This window comes from Pseudomonas sp. LH1G9 (assembly GCF_002949975.1).
In the GTDB taxonomy this organism is placed as follows: domain Bacteria; phylum Pseudomonadota; class Gammaproteobacteria; order Pseudomonadales; family Pseudomonadaceae; genus Aquipseudomonas; species Aquipseudomonas veronii.
Map to the genome: position 1 here is coordinate 1057256 of NZ_CP026880.1, position 15557 is coordinate 1072812.

Sequence of the window (15557 nt, forward strand, 5' to 3'; positions counted from 1 at the left end):
GTTTTTGCCGCCCTCAGCCTTTTTTGCGCAACGCCGCATGCTGGGGGTTGAAGGTCAGCACCGCCAACACCGCGAACAATACGGTCAAGCCCAGGCACACCGCGAGGGCCAGGCCGGCGAAGCGTTCATACAGGGCAAAGCGCACCAGCTCGACGGCGTGGGTGAAGGGGTTGATTGCGCACAGCCAATACAACCACTCGCTGGAGTCGCGCATCTTCCACAACGGGTACAGCGCCGACGATATGAAAAACAGCGGGAAGATCACGAAATTCATCACCCCGGCAAAGTTCTCCAGTTGGCGGATCGCGTTCGACAGCAGCAAACCCAGCGCGCTCAGCATCAAGGCCACCAGCAGCAAGGCCGGCAGGGCGATCAACAGCCCCATGGCCGGCGGTTGCACGCCGTAGACCCAGGCGATCGCCAGGAACCCGTACACCTGCAACAGCGAAATCAGCGCGGTGGCGAGCAACTTGCTGCACAGCAAAAACGTGCGCGGCAACGGGCTGGTCAGCAGCACGCGCATGCTACCCATCTCGCGGTCGTAGACCATCGATAGCGAACCCTGCATGCCGTTGAACAGCAGGATCATGCAAGCCAGCCCCGGGATGATGTAGACCTCATAGGGAATGTAGGTGTCGTAGGGTTCGATCACCGAGATACCCAGCGCGGCGCGGAACCCGGCGGCGAACACCAGCAGCCACAACAGCGGGCGCACCAGGGCGCTGAGAAACCGCGTGCGCTGCAATACAAAGCGCAGCCACTCGCGCAGCACGATGCCGCGCAAGCATTGCCAGTAAGCGTTCATGCCGGGGCTCCCGTCGTCGTGGGGCGGGTCAGGCGCGCAAAGACGCTGCCGAGATCGCCACCCTGTTCGAGGATCAGCGCATCGACCTGCCCGCTGGCCACCAAGCGGCCCTGGTGCAGGATCATCAACGCATCGTCGGGTTGCACTTCATCGAGCAGGTGAGTGGTCCACAGCACACTGATGCCTTGCTCAAGGCACAGGTTGCGCACGTGCTGGTTCAGCGCCAGGCGGCTGGCGGGGTCGAGGCCGACGCTGGCTTCATCCAGCAGCAGCAAGCGCGGTTCATGCAACAACGCCCGGGCGATTTCCACGCGGCGCCGGTGCCCGCCGTTGAGCTCGCGGACTTTTTCGCGGCGCCGCTCGGTGAGGGCCTGGCGCGCCAGCTCGGTTGCGACGCGCACGTCGGTCTGGCGCCGCGACAAACCGTGCAGCGCGGCGTGATAACGCAGGTTCTGTTCGACGCTCAAGTCCAGGTCCAGGGTGCTTTGCTGGAACACCACCCCCAGTTGCGTGAGGGCTGCGCGCGGTGCATCGCGCAGGGAGTGGCCGCCGACGCGGATGTCGCCGCTTTGCAGGTCGTACAAGCGCGTGAGCAGGGCGATCAAGGTCGACTTGCCGGCGCCGTTGGGCCCCAGCAACGCGGCGAATCGCCCCGGTGCCAGGCTGAAGCTCACCTCGTGCAAGGCCTGGCGCGCGCCATAGGCGAAGCTCAGGTCGCGCACCTCCAGGGCGTTCATGGCGTGACCACCACGCCCCACGGATAACGCCCGACCTTCACTGACTTGAGCACCTTGAGGCTGTCCACATCGATCACCGACACATCGCCGCTGACGCCATTGGTGGCCAGCAACTGTTTTTCGTCCGGGGTAAATGCCATCTGCCACACGCGGCGGCCCACCAGCAGGTAGTCGAGGATCTCGAAGGTCTTGGCGTCGATCACCGCCACATGGTTGGCCGGGCCCAGGGCGACAAAGGCGTACTTGCCGTCGGAACTGAGCTTGATCCCCACCGGTTGCACTTTGTCCGGGTGGACGCCCTTGATCTTGAACGTCAGGGTTTTGAGGACCGCGCGGCTGGCCACATCGAGGATGGTCACGGTGCCGCCGATCTCCGCCGAGGCCCACAACTGCGAGCCATCGTGGTTGAACTCGACGAAGCGCGGGCGCTGGTCCACCAGGGTGCTGTCGACCAGGGTCTGGGTGCTGGTGTCGATCCAGTGCAGCATGTTCGTGGTTTCGCTGGTGTTCACCGCCCACTTGCCGTCCGGGCTCACGGCCATGCCTTCGGGCTCTACGCCGACGTTGATCTGGCCGAGCACCTTGGAGGTCTCGGTGTCGATCACGGTGACCAGTGCATCGTCTTCGTTGGACACATACAGCCAGCGGTCATTGGGGTGCAGGGCGAACTGCTCGGGGTCTTTGCCGGAGGGCAGTTCCTTGATGATCTTGCGCGTGGCCACGTCCATCACCTGCACGCGGTCCGAGTCGCTGGCGCAGATGTACAGCAGCTTTTTGTCATGGGACAGCAGCAGGCCCCGCGGGCGCTGGCCGACCTTGAGCGTGTCGGTGACTTGCAGGGTCTGCATGTCGATCAGGCTGAGGGTGTTGTCTTTCTCGTTGGAGACCCAGGCGGTGCTGGCCACGGCGTGCCCGGCGGCAAGCAGCAGGGCGCATGAGAGCAGGGTGCGGCGCATGGCGGATTCCTTATTATTGTGAGTAGGGGAGCGATCAAGGGAAGCGGCAGGTCACCTCGGGTTTGTCGTAGCCCAGGCTGTCCATTTCGTTGAAAGGATGCAGGAAACCGTCCTGGGGCGAGGTGCTGACCAGGGCGCGGGGCTGCACGATCGGAATCGGTTGGCGCAGTTGGCCGTTCCACGCGCGATAGCTGAGCTTGCGGCCCTTGAAGCCGTCCAGCGGCAGTTGCTCGCTGATCTCCAGTTGGCGGATGGTCATGGGGTCGACCTGGCGCAGCTTGTTCACCGCACTGGCAACGCTGCGCACAGCCATCCAGGCGGCGAAGTCGCGGTCGTTCATCCAGCGCCCGGCCAGGGCTTCGAAGCGTTTTTGCAGTTGCGCGGCGCCGTAGGTCTCGACGGTCTTGTGCCAGCCGGTGGGCGTCAGGCCCTGGGTGCCGGCGACGGGGCGCGGGTACCAGGTCTGGTAGGGCACGTACTCGCCGAAGTCGCCGCGCTCGTCCGCCACCAGCACCACGTCGTATTCGGCGGTCTGGGTGAACAGCGGCATGTCTGCCTGGGCGCTGCGGCGTTGGTCGTTATCGAAGCGCCAGGCTTTCTCCGCCACCAGATGCACGCCGAAGCGCTTGGCGGCGCGGCGCAGGGCGGCGGCGTAGGCCTGGTCATCCTCGGTGGGGCCGACGATCAGCAGCGCCTTCTGCCATTTGCGCACCACCAGAAATTGCGCCAGGGCATCGGCGAGCATGGCGCGGCTGGGCAGCGTGTGCAGCACGTTGCCCAGGCAGTCGGTGCTGCGCAGGCTGTCATCGGGGCTGCCGGCGTTGAACAGCAGGCTGTCGGGCAGGGCCGCGCTGAGCTGGCGCAGGCTGGCGGCGGGGGCGTTGACCACGAACAGGCGCAGGCCCTGATCGTGCTGGGCCTGGGCGGCGGCGAGCAGGGCGTCGGGGCTGTCCAGCGTGGCACTGGTCAGGCTGTAGCGTTGGTTGAGAAAGGCGCCGGTGCTGTTGCTGTCGATGATCGCCAGTTCCGCACCGCGTTGCCCGGCGTCGGTGGGCTCGGGGATCACGTTCGACAGCAGCGGCCCAGGGTCGGGCCGATAGCCCAGGTAGCCGATCTGCACCGCCAACGGCGCCTCGGCGGCCTGGCTGGCAGTGGCCACCCCGGCGGCGCAGGCAATCGCCAGCAGGTAGAGCACGGCGTAGGGGGCGAGCTGGCGCATAAGGCACTCCATGTCAGGTAGCGTCAGCATAGGAAGCCTTATGTCTGCTGCAAATATGCAGAAAGTACCGCTGAGCCAGTACCAAGGTAGTAGCCCCGCGCAGGTGGCGCGGTCTTAGCATGGGTTACCCCCACCGTGTCCATCCGGGAGATGAACGATCATGCAAATCCTCAAGGCGCTGCTTTTGCCGTTCCTGCTGATCGTGAGCCTGATCGGCGTCGACAAGCTGCACGCACCACGCCCGGCGCTGAGCGTGCCCGTCAGCGTGGCGCACTAGGTATGTCGGCACTGTGGCGCATCAACCTGTGGGTGTGCGGTTTCTTCGCCTTGGTCACCTGCGCCTGCACCGCGCTGTTGCTGCATCAGGCCCTGACGGATGTGGAGCGTGAGCTGCAATCGGCCGAAGCGGTGGTGCATTACCTCAGCGCAACCGCCGAGCGCGACCCGGCCAGCCTGCAACCGCATCTCACCGCCAGCCTGCGCCATGTGCGCGTGCATTGGCTGGCCCCCGACGAGACCTTGCCGGCGCCGCTGCCGTCCGGCCTGGACGCCTGGCTCGGGCGCCTGCTGTTTGCCGAGGCGCGGCGCAGTGCCCAGGCGCTGGACCTGCCGGACGGCCGCCGCGTGTCCATCGCCGTCGACCCGCGGGATGAGATCGATGAAGTCTGGGACTCCCTGCAACAACTGTTGAGCCTGTGCGCCCTGGCCCTGGCCCTGAGCCTGCTGACCATCCGCTGGGCGGTGCGTCGTGGCATGGGCGTACTCGACGAACTGCTGCGCGCCTTGCAACAGGTGTGCGCCGGCCAGCTCAATGTGCGCCTGCGCAGCGCCGGTTCGCCGGAAGCGCGGCAACTGGCGCTGCATTTCAACCGCATGACCGACGCCCTGGAGCAGGCGCACACCGACAACACCCAACTGACCCAAACCCTGATGGCGGTGCAGGAGCAGGAGCGCAACCACCTGGCCCAGACCCTGCATGATGACCTCGGCCAATACCTGGCCGGTATTCGCGCCCAGGCCTGCCTGTTGCGTCTGGTCACCGACCAACCGCAATTGCTCGCGCGCACGGTGGCGCAGCTGGAGGATCACTGCGATCACTTGCAGCAAGGCTTTCGCGCACTGGTCCACGACCTGTACCCGGTGGCCCTGCAGCACCTGCCGCTGGCCGAGGCGTTCGCGATGCTGGTGACGCAGTGGCAGGCCAGCCATGGCATCGATTGCCGGCTGCGGGTCAGCGCGGACCTGCCGGCGTTGTCCGGGGCAAGCAAGACGCACCTCTATCGCCTGCTGCAGGAAGCCCTGACCAATATCGTGCGGCATGCCGATGCCAGCCAGGTGCGCGTGCGCCTGCATCGTCACGGTTCGCGCCTGCGCCTGTGGGTGCGCGATAACGGTTGCGGCGCGCAAACGCCGCAGCGTCCCGGCGTCGGCCTGTATTCGATGTACGAACGCGCGCGCTGCCTGGGCGGCGAACTGACAATCCTCAGCCACCCCGGCGTCGGTTGGGCGCTGGCGTTGAACATGCCATTGGAGGCCTCATGAATATTCTGTTGGTGGACGACCATGCGGTGGTGCGCCAGGGCTATGCCAGCCTGTTGCGCGCATTGTTGCCGGCCATCGAAGTGCGCGAAGCGGCCAGCGGCGAAGAGGCCTTGAGCCGGGTCCAGGAAGCACTGCCGCATTTGGTGATCATGGACTTCGGCCTGCCCGGCATCAGCGGCCTGGAAACCACGCGCCGCCTGCGCCAGCGCCTGCCGCAACTGCGCGTGCTGTTCTTCAGCATGCACGACGAACTGCCGCTGGTGCGCCAGGCCCTGGAAGCCGGCGCCTCGGGCTACCTGACCAAAAGCTCGGCGCCCGAGGTGCTGATCGAAGCGGTGCGGCGCGTCCTCGACGGCCACGCCTATATCGAACAGTCCCTCGCCACCCAACTGGCCTACACGCCAAGCGACCAACGCTTGCAAGGCATGACCCCGCGTGAGCTGGAGATTTTCCTGATGCTGGCCAGAGGCACGCCGACCCGAGTGATTGCCGACCAGTTGAATATCAGCAGCAAGACCGTGTCCAACCACCTGACCCTGCTCAAGAGCAAATTGCAGGTCAGTTCCCATGCCGAACTGGTCCACCTGGGAATCGACCTCGGCGTGGTACGCGTAGCGGGCTGATCCCCCCATGTACCACTGTCACCACTGTTACCACTGTAGGAGCGAGCTTGCTCGCGAAAACCGTCAACGATAACGCGAAAAACCAGACCCCCCGCAGCGGTCTCCGGTTTTTCGCGAGCAAGCTCGCTCCTACATTCAAATGGCGGTGTGCTAACGATTCCAGGTGGTGGGGCAGTCCTTGCAGCCTTCCATGTTCGCATCCTGGAAATTCGCATAATGCTGCCGCGCGCCCGTGAGGATCGCGCTTTCCAGGTTGCTCTCACCGAACTTGGCCTCTTGCAGATTCGCATCGCTCAGATCCGCCCCTCGCAGGTCGGCCTTGCTCAACCAGGTCATTTCCAGGTCGGCGGCGCGCAGGTTGGCCTTGCGCATTTTTGCCCCGGACAGCCGCGCGAATTGCAGGTAGGCCGCGCTCAGGTTGGCGTTTTCAAACTGCGCACCCTGGGCGAACAGGCCCCAACCCTGGATCGCCATCAGCGTGGCGCCGGTGAAATCGGCCAGGCGCAGGTTGCTTTGTTGCAGGCTGGCGCGGGTCAGGTTGGCGCCCTGCAACTGGGCTTTTTCCAGGTTGGCCAGGTCGAGGTTGGCGTGGCGCAAGTCCGCATCGCGCAGGTCGGCGCCGGCCAGGTTCATTTTGCTGAGGTCCTGGTTGCTCAGGTTGGCGCCCCTGAGGTTGGCGCCGGGGCATTGGCTGTGTTCGGCGAGGGTGCAGCCGTTGATGACCAGCGGGGTGTCGTCGCCGTCGTCGGCGTGGGCCAGGGGCAGGGCGAGCAGGAGTAACAAGGGCAGATAGTTCATCTTGGAACCTCCAGACGAAGCAACCCCGTGACGTAGCAGCTGTCGAGCAGCCAGCTGCTACGACGGGGCTGGGGACGGGTTATTTTTGGGCGGTCTTGTTATCCCAGCTCGGGATCTTGAACACCCAGAACGACCCACCCTGTGCCACCGGCTTGGTCAGCTCGGCCATGTCGCCGCCCCACAACGGCACCGCGCCGCCATAGCCGACGGTGACGCCGATGTACTGCTCGCCATCCTGTTCCCAGGTGATCGGCGGTGAGACGATGCCGCTGCCGGTCTGGAACTTCCACAGCTCCTTGCCGGTTTTCGCGTCGAAGGCCTTGAAGAAACCGTCGCCGGTGCCGGTGAACACCAGGTTGCCCTTGGTCGCCAGTACGCCGGCCCACAGTGGCAGGGCTTCCTTGTGCTCCCACACCACCTTGCCGGTGGTCGGGTTCATCGCCCGCAGGGTGCCGACGTGGTCGTCATACATGCGCTTGATGCGGAAACCCATGCCCAGGTACGCCGAGCCCTTCTTGTAGTTGACCTCTTCGGTCCAGTATTCCTCTTTCCATTGGTTGCCCGGGATGTAGAACAGGCCGGTGTCCTGGCTGTAGGCCATGGGGTTCCAGTTCTTGCCGCCGAGGAACGGTGGCGAGACTTCCACCGGCTTGCCCTTGGTTTCACCGGGCAGCGGTTTGGCCGGACGCTGGCCCGGGTTTTCCACCGGACGACCGGTCTTCAGGTCGATATGGCTGGCCCAGGTGATGTTGTCGACGAACGGGAAGGCGTTCTGCAGCTTGCCGTTGTTGCGGTCGACCACGTAGAAGAACCCGTTGCGGTCGGCGTGACCGGTGGCCTTGACCACTTTGCCATCCTTGTCCTTGTAGTCGAACAGCACCAGTTCGTTGTTGCCGGAGAAGTCCCAGGCATCGTTAGGGGTGTGCTGGTAGAACCATTTCACTTCGCCGGTGCTCGGGTCGACACCGACCTGGCCCGAGGTGTAGAGGCTGTCGAAGTCGTGCGGGTTGCCGTCCTTGGACGTGCGCGCCCAGGTGTTCCACGGGCCGGGGTTGCCGGCGCCGACGATGATTGTGTTGGTCTCGGCATCGAAACTCGCGCTCTGCCAAGGTGCGCCGCCGCCGTGGCTCCAGGCCTCGACCTTGCCGGTTTCGGTGGTCGGGTCATCCGGCCACGACGGCGCTTTGACGTCGCCGGTCGGGGTGCTGTCCTTGCCGTTCAGGCGGCCCATGTGGCCTTCGACGAACGGGCGCATCCACACTTCTTCGCCGGTGTCCGGGTCGCGCGCATACAGCTGGCCGACCACGCCGAACTCATCGCCGGAGCTGCCATGGATCAGCAGCACCTTGCCGCTGACCTTGTCTTTGATCAGCACCGGGGCGCCGGTCATGGTGTAACCGGCGGCGTGGTCGCCGAACTTCTTGTTCCACACCACTTTGCCGGTGTTCTTGTCGAGGGCGATCAGGCGCGCGTCGAGGGTGCCGAAGTAGATCTTGTCGCCGAAGATCGCCGCGCCGCGGTTGACCACGTCACAGCACGGGCGGATGTTTTCGGGCAGGCGGTGGTTGTAGGTCCACAAGCGTTTGCCGGTTTTCGCGTCGAGGGCGAACACGCGGGAGTAGGAGCCGGTGACGTAGACCACGCCGTCGCTGACGATGGCCTGGGATTCCTGGCCGCGCTGCTTCTCATCGCCGAACGAGTACGACCAGGCCGGGGTGAGCTTGAACACGTTCTTGTCGTTGACCTGGGCCAGCGGGCTCCAGCGCTGGGCGTTGGTGCCCATGCCGTATTGCAGCACGTCCTTGGTGCTCAGGTGGTCGTTGGCGATGTCTTCCCAGGTGACGTTGCGCGTCGCCTTTGCGGTGGACGGCGCGGCAGGGTCGGCGGCGGCGAAGCTGGCCGCACTCAAGGACAGGCTGCCGACCAGCAGGAAAGCCTGCACGGCAAGGCTCAGCGGCGAACGGGCGGGTAGCGATCTTATTATCATGGTTGCAGTTCCCAGTGGAGGTTTTGGCCTGCACAGGGTGGAGCGCCAGGGCGCTGCGCGGATACGGAAAAAGTCCCGCTGTTGCCGGGAAGACTTCCCGAGGCGCCGCTGTTTTAGGCGTGCCCCACAAGCCCTACTACCAAGGGAGGACAAGCCGGCCACCAAAGCAGCATACGGCCTATGCCCCAGGGTTTCTAAGATGGTTGCCATAACCTCTGCAATGAGGTTTTGCGTGCAATCCTGAGGGCAAAAATAATGACAACAAAACGCAATGCCTTGCTCGTCGCCGGGCTGTTGGCCGGTGTGATCGGTGCAGGCTCGGCCTGGGCCCACGGCAACGTGGTCCCGCAAGCAGTGGAAACCAAGGGCCTGACCTCGATCAAGGACGCCGGCGTGCCGGTCGACGAGGACGGCTGGGCGGCAGTGAACCCTTACCGCACGTCGCCTGAACACGACCGAGCCCTGGAGATCGGTTCGTCCGCCTACAATCAGAACTGCGCCGCCTGCCACGGCCTGGAAGCCAAGTCCGGCGGCATCGCCCCCGACTTGCGCATGCTGGATGTGGGCGAGGCCGGTGATGAGTGGTTTGTGCAGCGCGTGCGTCACGGCGCGGTGCGCGACGGCCGGGTATATATGCCGAAAATGGCCGATTACCTGAGCCAGGAAGCCTTGTGGGCGGTACGCACCTACCTGGACAGCGTTCACGTCGAGGAGTAAGCCATGCGCCTGTTCGCTTATGTGCTCGGCCTGGCCCTGCTGTGTTGCCAGACGGCACAGGCGCAGGTGCGCAGCTATGACCAGATGATCGCCGCCGGTGAGTTGAAAGTGGCGGTGTACAAGGACTTTGCCCCCTACAGTTTCGAAGACGGTGCCACCCCGCGCGGGGTCGACGTGGAGCTGGCCGAGGCCCTGGCCAAGGCGCTGGGGGTGCAGCTCAAATTGATCTGGGCGCCGGCCGGGGAAAAACTCGACGACGACCTGCGCGACTACATCTGGCGCGGCAGCCAGTTGCATAACCAGCAACTGGCCGACCTGATGATGCGCGCACCCTACGACCACGACTACGCGCAAAGGCGTAACGATCAGGGCGAACTGGAAAACGGCCATGTGGTGATGTTCGGGCCGTACCAGAACGAACAATGGCAGGTGGCCTACGACCGCCGCCGCCTGGACAAGGTCGCCAGCGTGGCGGTGTTCGAGGAGCACCCGATCGGTGTCGAAGTCGACAGCGTGCCGTCGTTCTACCTGACCTCGGTGTTCAACGGCATGCTCGCCCGCCAGACCCATCACTACCCCGGTGTACCCCAGGCGTTCGCGGCGATGAAGGCCGGTGAAGTCGACGCGGTGATGGCGATGCGCGGCGAGATCGACTGGCAGGTGCATCAAGCACGCGATCCGCAACTGGCCCTGGCGCAAAACGCTTACCCGAGCATGGGCCGGCAGCGCTGGGAGATCGGCATGGCGGTACACGAAAGCAATCGCCAGTTGGCCTATGCGGTGGAAGAGGCGCTGGAAGGCCTGATCCGCGACGGTTCGCTGCAAACCATCTACAGCCATTACGGCCTGCAGTACGAAGTGCCCGAAATGTACCAATAGGAGCAGGCGATGAACTGGCGACTGAACTGCATGTTGGCCTGCTGGTTACCGTTGGCGGCCCACGCCGCGGCGATCGAACCGGGCGCGGACCCGGTGCCGTCGGTGATGTGGGCGTTCTACCACAAGCAGTTGCTGGCCGATGCGCCGTTCGTGTTCGATGAGCGGGTCAAGCTGCTGGCGCCGCCGTTCGCCGAAGATGCGCGCCAGGTGCCCCTGGAAATCGACGCGCGGGCGTTCAAGGGGCACGTGGTAAAGATCCTCGCCTGGGCCGAACTCAACCCGTTGCCCAGGATTGTCGATTTTCAGCCCAAGGCCGGGGTGCTGCCCTGGCTGTCGATCCGTATCCGCATCGAACAGGCCACGCCCCTGCGTGCGGCGGTGCTCACCGATGACGGGCTGTGGCACGTCGGCTCGACCCTGATCGACGCGGCCGGCGGCGGTTGCACCGCGCCCAGCGTGGTCCGCACCCAGCCGGGTTGGGAAGAGCATATCGGCGAAGTCCTCGGCGGACGTTACCCACGCGGCGAATTCAGCCGGGTGCGCATACAGGTGGCGCACCCGATGGATAACGGCATGGTCAGCGGCATCCCCGAGTTCTATCTCAACCACGCGCAACTGCGTGGCCAGGACGGCCAGGTGCTGGCCGAGTTGGTGCTGTTCCCGGCGGTCAGCGAAAACCCCAACCTGGCCTTTGACATCGACGCACCCGGGCCGACGCGCCTGGTGCTGCGCGACAACAGCGGCAATGAATTCGACGCAGCCATTCCCTGACCAGAAGGAGCGCGGCATGCGCTGGATTCTATTGTTGTGCCTGAGCTTGAGCCTGCCCGCCGTGGCCGACCTCGACTACACCCTCAAGCCACGACTGATCGCCGACGACACCTGGCTGCTGGAAGGCAGCACCGACAATTTCGCCAAGGACAACGGCGGCAATATCGTCAATACCGCGTTCATCGTCACCGAGGCCGGCGTGGTGGTGATCGACACCGGGCCGTCGCGGCGCTACGGCGAAGCCCTGCGCCGGGCGATCGCCAGCGTCACCGACAAACCGGTGATCCAGGTGCTGCTGACCCACCACCACCCCGACCATGCGCTGGGCAACCAGGCCTTCAAGGACGTGCCCATCGGCGCCCTGGCCGGCACCACGCGCCTGCTGCATGAGCAGGGCGACGGCATGGCGGAGAACCTCTACCGCATGGTCGGCGACTGGATGCGCGGTACCGAAGTGCAATTGCCCACGCAAGTGCTCGAACCCGGTGTGCTCAGCTTTGGCCGCCACGACCTGCGCCTGCTCGCGCTGACCGGCCACACCGACGCCGACCTGGCCATCCTCGACCAGACTACCGGCGTGCTGTTTGCCGGCGACCTGGTGTTCTACCAACGCGCCCTCACCACCCCCAACAGCCCCGGGCTGGCGGCGTGGCTGGCGGACATCGACACCCTACAGGCCTTGCCCTGGACCCTGGTCGTGCCCGGCCACGGCCCGGTGGCCAACGATGCACAGCCGTTCGCGCAGATGCGCGACTACCTGACCTGGCTCGACCAACTGCTGCGCGACGGTGCCGCCCACGGCAGCGACATGGCCGAGATGATCCGCAGCCCCATCCCCGAGCGCTTCGCCGCGATCAACCTGAGCCGCTATGAACTGATCCGTAGCGTCAGCCACCTGTACCCGCGTTACGAGCGCGAGCAGATGCAGCGCGTGGATTCGGCGCGCTGACGGACCGGACCCGCTACTAAGGAACTAGCAATCTCGATACTGCGGTCAATTGTGACAACCGCCCCTGCGCCCAAGAATCTGTACCAGACCGGGAAAATTTCCCGGGTATAACAAAAAACCGCAGAGGTAGCCGTCATGACCCAACCCGCACGCCGCCAACCCTTCGCCTTGAGTGTGTTGCTCGGTGCCATTCTGTTATCCGGCCAGGCCATGGCGGCCGTGACCGATCAGGAGATTCTCCAGGACCCGAAAAACCCCGGGCAGATCGTCACCAACGGTCTGGGCGTCCAAGGCCAGCGCTATAGCCCGCTCGATACCCTGAATGTGGACAACGTCAAGGACCTGCGCCCGGTCTGGGCGTTCTCCTTTGGCGGCGAGAAACAGCGCGGCCAGCAGGCACAGCCGATGATCAAGGACGGGGTGATGTACCTCACCGGGTCCTACTCGCGGGTGTTCGCGGTGGATGCACGCACCGGCAAGAAGCTCTGGCAGTACGATGCGCGTCTGCCCGATGACATCCGCCCGTGCTGTGACGTGATCAACCGCGGCGTGGCGCTGTACGGCGACCTGGTGTTCTTCGGCACCCTCGATGCCAAGCTGGTGGCCCTGAACAAAGACACCGGCAAAGTGGTGTGGAGCAAGAAAGTCGCCGACCACAAGGAAGGCTACTCGATCAGCGCCGCGCCCCTGGTGATCAACGGCAAGCTGATTACCGGCGTGGCCGGCGGCGAATTCGGCGTGGTGGGCAAGATCGAAGCCTACGACCCGAAAAACGGTGACCTGCTGTGGACCCGTCCGACTGTCGAAGGTCACATGGGCTACGTCTACAAGGACGGCAAGGCCGTGGAAAACGGCATTTCCGGCGGCGAGGCGGGCAAGACCTGGCCTGGCGACTTGTGGAAAACCGGCGGCGCGGCACCGTGGCTGGGCGGCTACTACGACCCGGAAACCAACTTGCTGCTGTTCGGCACCGGCAACCCGGCGCCGTGGAACTCGCACCTGCGCCCTGGCGACAACCTCTACTCGTCCTCGCGCCTGGCGCTGAACCCGGATGACGGCACCATCAAGTGGCACTTCCAGACCACGCCCCATGACGGCTGGGACTACGACGGCGTGAACGAGCTGGTCTCTTTCAACTACACCGAAGGCGGCAAAGAGATCAAAGCGGCGGCCACCGCCGACCGTAACGGTTTCTTCTACGTGCTCGACCGCACCAACGGCAAGTTCATCCGCGGCTTCCCGTTCGTCGACAAGATCACCTGGGCCACCGGCCTGGATAAAGACGGTCGGCCGATCTACAACGAAGCCAGCCGCCCCGGCGCGCCAGGCAACGAAGCCAAGGGCACTTCGGTGTTCGTCGCCCCGGCGTTCCTCGGCGCGAAGAACTGGATGCCGATGGCCTATAACCGCGATACCGGGTTGTTCTACGTGCCGTCCAACGAATGGGGCATGGACATGTGGAACGAAGGCATCACCTACAAAAAAGGTGCGGCGTTCCTCGGTGCGGGCTTCACCATCAAGCCGCTGAACGAAGACTACATCGGCGTGCTGCGCGCCATCGACCCGAAAACCGGCAAGGAAGTCTGGCGCCACAAGAACTTCGCGCCGCTGTGGGGCGGGGTCCTGACCACCAAGGGCAACCTGGTGTTCACCGGTACGCCGGAAGGCTTCCTGCAGGCGTTCAACGCCAAGACCGGCGAGAAAGTCTGGGAATTCCAGACCGGCTCCGGCGTGCTCGGCTCGCCTGTGACCTGGGAAATGGACGGCGAACAGTACGTCTCGGTGCTCTCCGGCTGGGGCGGCGCGGTGCCGTTGTGGGGCGGTGAAGTGGCCAAACGCATCAAGGACTTCAACCAGGGCGGCATGCTCTGGACCTTCAAATTGCCTAAAGAACTGGTCGCCAAACACTGAATCTACGACCAAATGACAAGAGCCCTCCTGCCAACGGCGCATTCGCCCGGCAGCGGGGGCTCTTTACTATCGGGTCATCGCCTGTTGACCGACAGGCCCGGACCCAGACAGAGGCTTTAACATGATCTACGCACAACCTGGCACCCCTGGCGCCATCGTCAGCTTCAAGTCACGCTACGGCAACTTCATCGGCGGCGAATTCGTTGCGCCGATCAGCGGTGAATACTTCACCAACACCTCGCCGGTGACCGGTGAAGTGATCGCCGAATTCCCGCGCTCCAACGCCGCCGACATCGACAAGGCCCTCGATGCGGCCCACGCCGCCGCCGACGCCTGGGGCAAGACCTCGGCCCAGGATCGCGCCCTGGTGCTGCTGAAAATCGCCGACCGCATCGAACAGAACCTCGAAGTGCTGGCCGTCACCGAAAGCTGGGACAACGGCAAAGCCGTGCGTGAAACCCTCAACGCCGACGTGCCGCTGGCCGCCGACCACTTCCGTTACTTCGCCGGCTGCATCCGCGCCCAGGAAGGCGGCGCCGCCGAGATCAACGAACACACCGCCGCCTACCACTTCCACGAGCCGCTGGGTGTGGTCGGGCAGATCATTCCGTGGAACTTCCCACTGCTGATGGCCGCCTGGAAACTCGCCCCGGCCCTGGCCGCCGGCAACTGCATCGTGCTCAAGCCGGCCGAGCAGACGCCGCTGTCGATCATGGTGTTTGCCGAACTGATCAACGACCTGCTGCCCGCGGGCGTGCTGAACATCGTCCAGGGCTTTGGCCGTGAAGCCGGCGAAGCGCTGGCCACCAGCAAGCGCATCGCCAAGATCGCCTTTACCGGCTCTACCCCAATCGGCGCGCACATCATGCATTGCGCGGCCGAGAACATCATTCCGTCGACCGTGGAGCTGGGCGGCAAGTCGCCGAACATCTTCTTCGAAGACATCATGAACGCGGAGCCGCAGTTCATCGAAAAGGCCGCCGAAGGCCTGGTGCTGGCGTTCTTCAACCAGGGCGAAGTGTGTACCTGCCCGTCGCGGGCGCTGGTGCAGGAGTCGATTTACGACGACTTCATGAAAGTGGTGATGAAAAAGATCGTCAAGATCAAGCGCGGCAACCCGCTGGACACCGAAACCATGGTCGGCGCCCAGGCGTCCGAGCAGCAATACGACAAGATCCTGTCCTACCTCAAAATCGCCCAGGAAGAGGGCGCCGAACTGCTCACCGGCGGCGCGGCCGAGCGTTTGGAGGGTGACCTGTCCAGCGGTTACTACATCCAGCCGACCCTGCTCAAGGGCCATAACAAAATGCGCGTGTTCCAGGAAGAAATCTTCGGCCCGGTGGTGGGTATTACCACGTTCAAGGACGAAGCCGAAGCCCTGGCCATTGCCAACGACAGCGAGTTCGGCCTGGGTGCCGGCCTGTGGACCCGCGACATCAACCGCGCCTACCGCATGGGCCGGGCGATCAAGGCCGGCCGCGTGTGGACCAACTGCTACCACCTGTACCCGGCGCACGCTGCGTTTGGCGGCTACAAAAAGTCCGGCGTGGGGCGTGAGAACCACAAGATGATGTTGGATCACTACCAGCAGACCAAGAACCTGCTGGTGAGCTACGACATCAACCCACTGGGCTTCTTCTAACCCCGACTTGAAATGCAACCC

At 64.4% G+C, this 15557-nt stretch carries 14 protein-coding genes; 8 read left to right on the top strand and 6 right to left on the bottom strand.

What is annotated here, in order from left to right; genetic code table 11:
• Positions 1-13: 13 nt before the first annotated feature.
• Genes C5F70_RS05035 through C5F70_RS05050 form a run of 4 tightly spaced genes read right to left on the bottom strand, consistent with a single transcriptional unit; the run spans position 14 to position 3717 of the window.
• On the bottom strand, positions 14-805 hold the full coding sequence (locus C5F70_RS05035) for an ABC transporter permease (RefSeq protein ID WP_017847490.1): 792 nt from the start codon (positions 803-805) through the stop codon (positions 14-16).
• Positions 802-1542, bottom strand: coding sequence for an ABC transporter ATP-binding protein (locus C5F70_RS05040; RefSeq protein WP_046487266.1), 741 nt, complete (start codon positions 1540-1542; stop codon positions 802-804). Before C5F70_RS05040 ends, C5F70_RS05035 begins: the two co-directional genes overlap by 4 nt.
• Positions 1539-2498, bottom strand: coding sequence for a YVTN family beta-propeller repeat protein (locus C5F70_RS05045; RefSeq protein ID WP_046487263.1), 960 nt, complete (start codon positions 2496-2498; stop codon positions 1539-1541). The genes C5F70_RS05040 and C5F70_RS05045 overlap by 4 nt, the downstream gene beginning before the upstream one ends.
• Positions 2499-2532: 34 nt before the next feature.
• Positions 2533-3717, bottom strand: coding sequence for an ABC transporter substrate-binding protein (locus tag C5F70_RS05050; protein ID WP_102618998.1), 1185 nt, complete (start codon positions 3715-3717; stop codon positions 2533-2535).
• Positions 3718-3996: 279 nt separating this feature from the next.
• On the opposite strand from C5F70_RS05050, the gene C5F70_RS05055 reads away from it, so the two are divergent.
• Positions 3997-5259: a histidine kinase gene (locus C5F70_RS05055; protein WP_104902829.1), complete on the top strand. Its 1263-nt coding sequence runs from the start codon at positions 3997-3999 to the stop codon at positions 5257-5259.
• Positions 5256-5882, top strand: a complete 627-nt coding sequence (locus C5F70_RS05060) for a response regulator transcription factor (RefSeq protein WP_017847484.1) — start codon at positions 5256-5258, stop codon at positions 5880-5882. Before C5F70_RS05055 ends, C5F70_RS05060 begins: the two co-directional genes overlap by 4 nt.
• Positions 5883-6032: 150 nt before the next feature.
• Here the strand turns inward: C5F70_RS05060 and C5F70_RS05070 are convergent, their stop codons facing one another.
• Together C5F70_RS05070 and exaA are read right to left on the bottom strand one after the other, a co-directional pair.
• The gene (locus C5F70_RS05070; protein ID WP_017847483.1) at positions 6033-6680 is read right to left on the bottom strand and encodes a pentapeptide repeat-containing protein; all 648 of its coding nucleotides are present in this window, start codon (positions 6678-6680) and stop codon (positions 6033-6035) included.
• 79 nt (positions 6681-6759) lie between these two features.
• Positions 6760-8667, bottom strand: a complete 1908-nt coding sequence (gene exaA, locus C5F70_RS05075; protein WP_079444253.1) for a quinoprotein ethanol dehydrogenase — start codon at positions 8665-8667, stop codon at positions 6760-6762.
• A gap of 255 nt (positions 8668-8922) precedes the next feature.
• Between exaA and pedF the strand changes: the two genes are divergently transcribed.
• The 6 genes from pedF to C5F70_RS05105 all read left to right on the top strand — a co-directional run bounded on the left by pedF (position 8923) and on the right by C5F70_RS05105 (position 15536).
• A complete protein-coding gene (gene pedF / locus C5F70_RS05080; protein WP_017847481.1) occupies positions 8923-9384 on the top strand; it encodes a cytochrome c-550 PedF in 462 nt (153 codons plus the stop codon).
• A 3-nt stretch (positions 9385-9387) separates the two neighbouring features.
• Entirely contained in the window at positions 9388-10263 is an 876-nt protein-coding gene (locus C5F70_RS05085) for an ABC transporter substrate-binding protein (protein ID WP_046382816.1), read from the top strand.
• 9 nt (positions 10264-10272) lie between these two features.
• The gene (locus C5F70_RS05090) at positions 10273-11034 is read left to right on the top strand and encodes a quinoprotein dehydrogenase-associated SoxYZ-like carrier (protein WP_104902831.1); all 762 of its coding nucleotides are present in this window, start codon (positions 10273-10275) and stop codon (positions 11032-11034) included.
• Positions 11035-11050: 16 nt separating this feature from the next.
• Positions 11051-11983, top strand: a complete 933-nt coding sequence (locus C5F70_RS05095; RefSeq protein ID WP_104902832.1) for a quinoprotein relay system zinc metallohydrolase 1 — start codon at positions 11051-11053, stop codon at positions 11981-11983.
• 135 nt (positions 11984-12118) lie between these two features.
• Positions 12119-13894 carry a PQQ-dependent methanol/ethanol family dehydrogenase gene (locus C5F70_RS05100; RefSeq protein ID WP_017847477.1) on the top strand — a complete coding sequence of 592 codons (1776 nt, stop codon included), beginning with the start codon at positions 12119-12121 and terminating at the stop codon, positions 13892-13894.
• A 121-nt stretch (positions 13895-14015) separates the two neighbouring features.
• Positions 14016-15536 carry an aldehyde dehydrogenase family protein gene (locus tag C5F70_RS05105; RefSeq protein WP_017847476.1) on the top strand — a complete coding sequence of 507 codons (1521 nt, stop codon included), beginning with the start codon at positions 14016-14018 and terminating at the stop codon, positions 15534-15536.
• Positions 15537-15557 lie beyond the last annotated feature (21 nt).

Excerpts from the sequence above, each read along its gene's own strand:
- C5F70_RS05035 (WP_017847490.1), bottom strand. The coding sequence starts at position 805 with ATGAACGCTTACTGGCAATGCTTGCGCGGCATCGTGCTGCGCGAGTGG.
- C5F70_RS05040 (WP_046487266.1), bottom strand. The coding sequence starts at position 1,542 with ATGAACGCCCTGGAGGTGCGCGACCTGAGCTTCGCCTATGGCGCGCGC.
- C5F70_RS05045 (WP_046487263.1), bottom strand. The coding sequence starts at position 2,498 with ATGCGCCGCACCCTGCTCTCATGCGCCCTGCTGCTTGCCGCCGGGCAC.
- C5F70_RS05050 (WP_102618998.1), bottom strand. The coding sequence starts at position 3,717 with ATGCGCCAGCTCGCCCCCTACGCCGTGCTCTACCTGCTGGCGATTGCC.
- C5F70_RS05055 (WP_104902829.1), top strand. The coding sequence starts at position 3,997 with ATGTCGGCACTGTGGCGCATCAACCTGTGGGTGTGCGGTTTCTTCGCC.
- C5F70_RS05060 (WP_017847484.1), top strand. The coding sequence starts at position 5,256 with ATGAATATTCTGTTGGTGGACGACCATGCGGTGGTGCGCCAGGGCTAT.
- C5F70_RS05070 (WP_017847483.1), bottom strand. The coding sequence starts at position 6,680 with ATGAACTATCTGCCCTTGTTACTCCTGCTCGCCCTGCCCCTGGCCCAC.
- exaA (WP_079444253.1), bottom strand. The coding sequence starts at position 8,667 with ATGATAATAAGATCGCTACCCGCCCGTTCGCCGCTGAGCCTTGCCGTG.
- pedF (WP_017847481.1), top strand. The coding sequence starts at position 8,923 with ATGACAACAAAACGCAATGCCTTGCTCGTCGCCGGGCTGTTGGCCGGT.
- C5F70_RS05085 (WP_046382816.1), top strand. The coding sequence starts at position 9,388 with ATGCGCCTGTTCGCTTATGTGCTCGGCCTGGCCCTGCTGTGTTGCCAG.
- C5F70_RS05090 (WP_104902831.1), top strand. The coding sequence starts at position 10,273 with ATGAACTGGCGACTGAACTGCATGTTGGCCTGCTGGTTACCGTTGGCG.
- C5F70_RS05095 (WP_104902832.1), top strand. The coding sequence starts at position 11,051 with ATGCGCTGGATTCTATTGTTGTGCCTGAGCTTGAGCCTGCCCGCCGTG.
- C5F70_RS05100 (WP_017847477.1), top strand. The coding sequence starts at position 12,119 with ATGACCCAACCCGCACGCCGCCAACCCTTCGCCTTGAGTGTGTTGCTC.
- C5F70_RS05105 (WP_017847476.1), top strand. The coding sequence starts at position 14,016 with ATGATCTACGCACAACCTGGCACCCCTGGCGCCATCGTCAGCTTCAAG.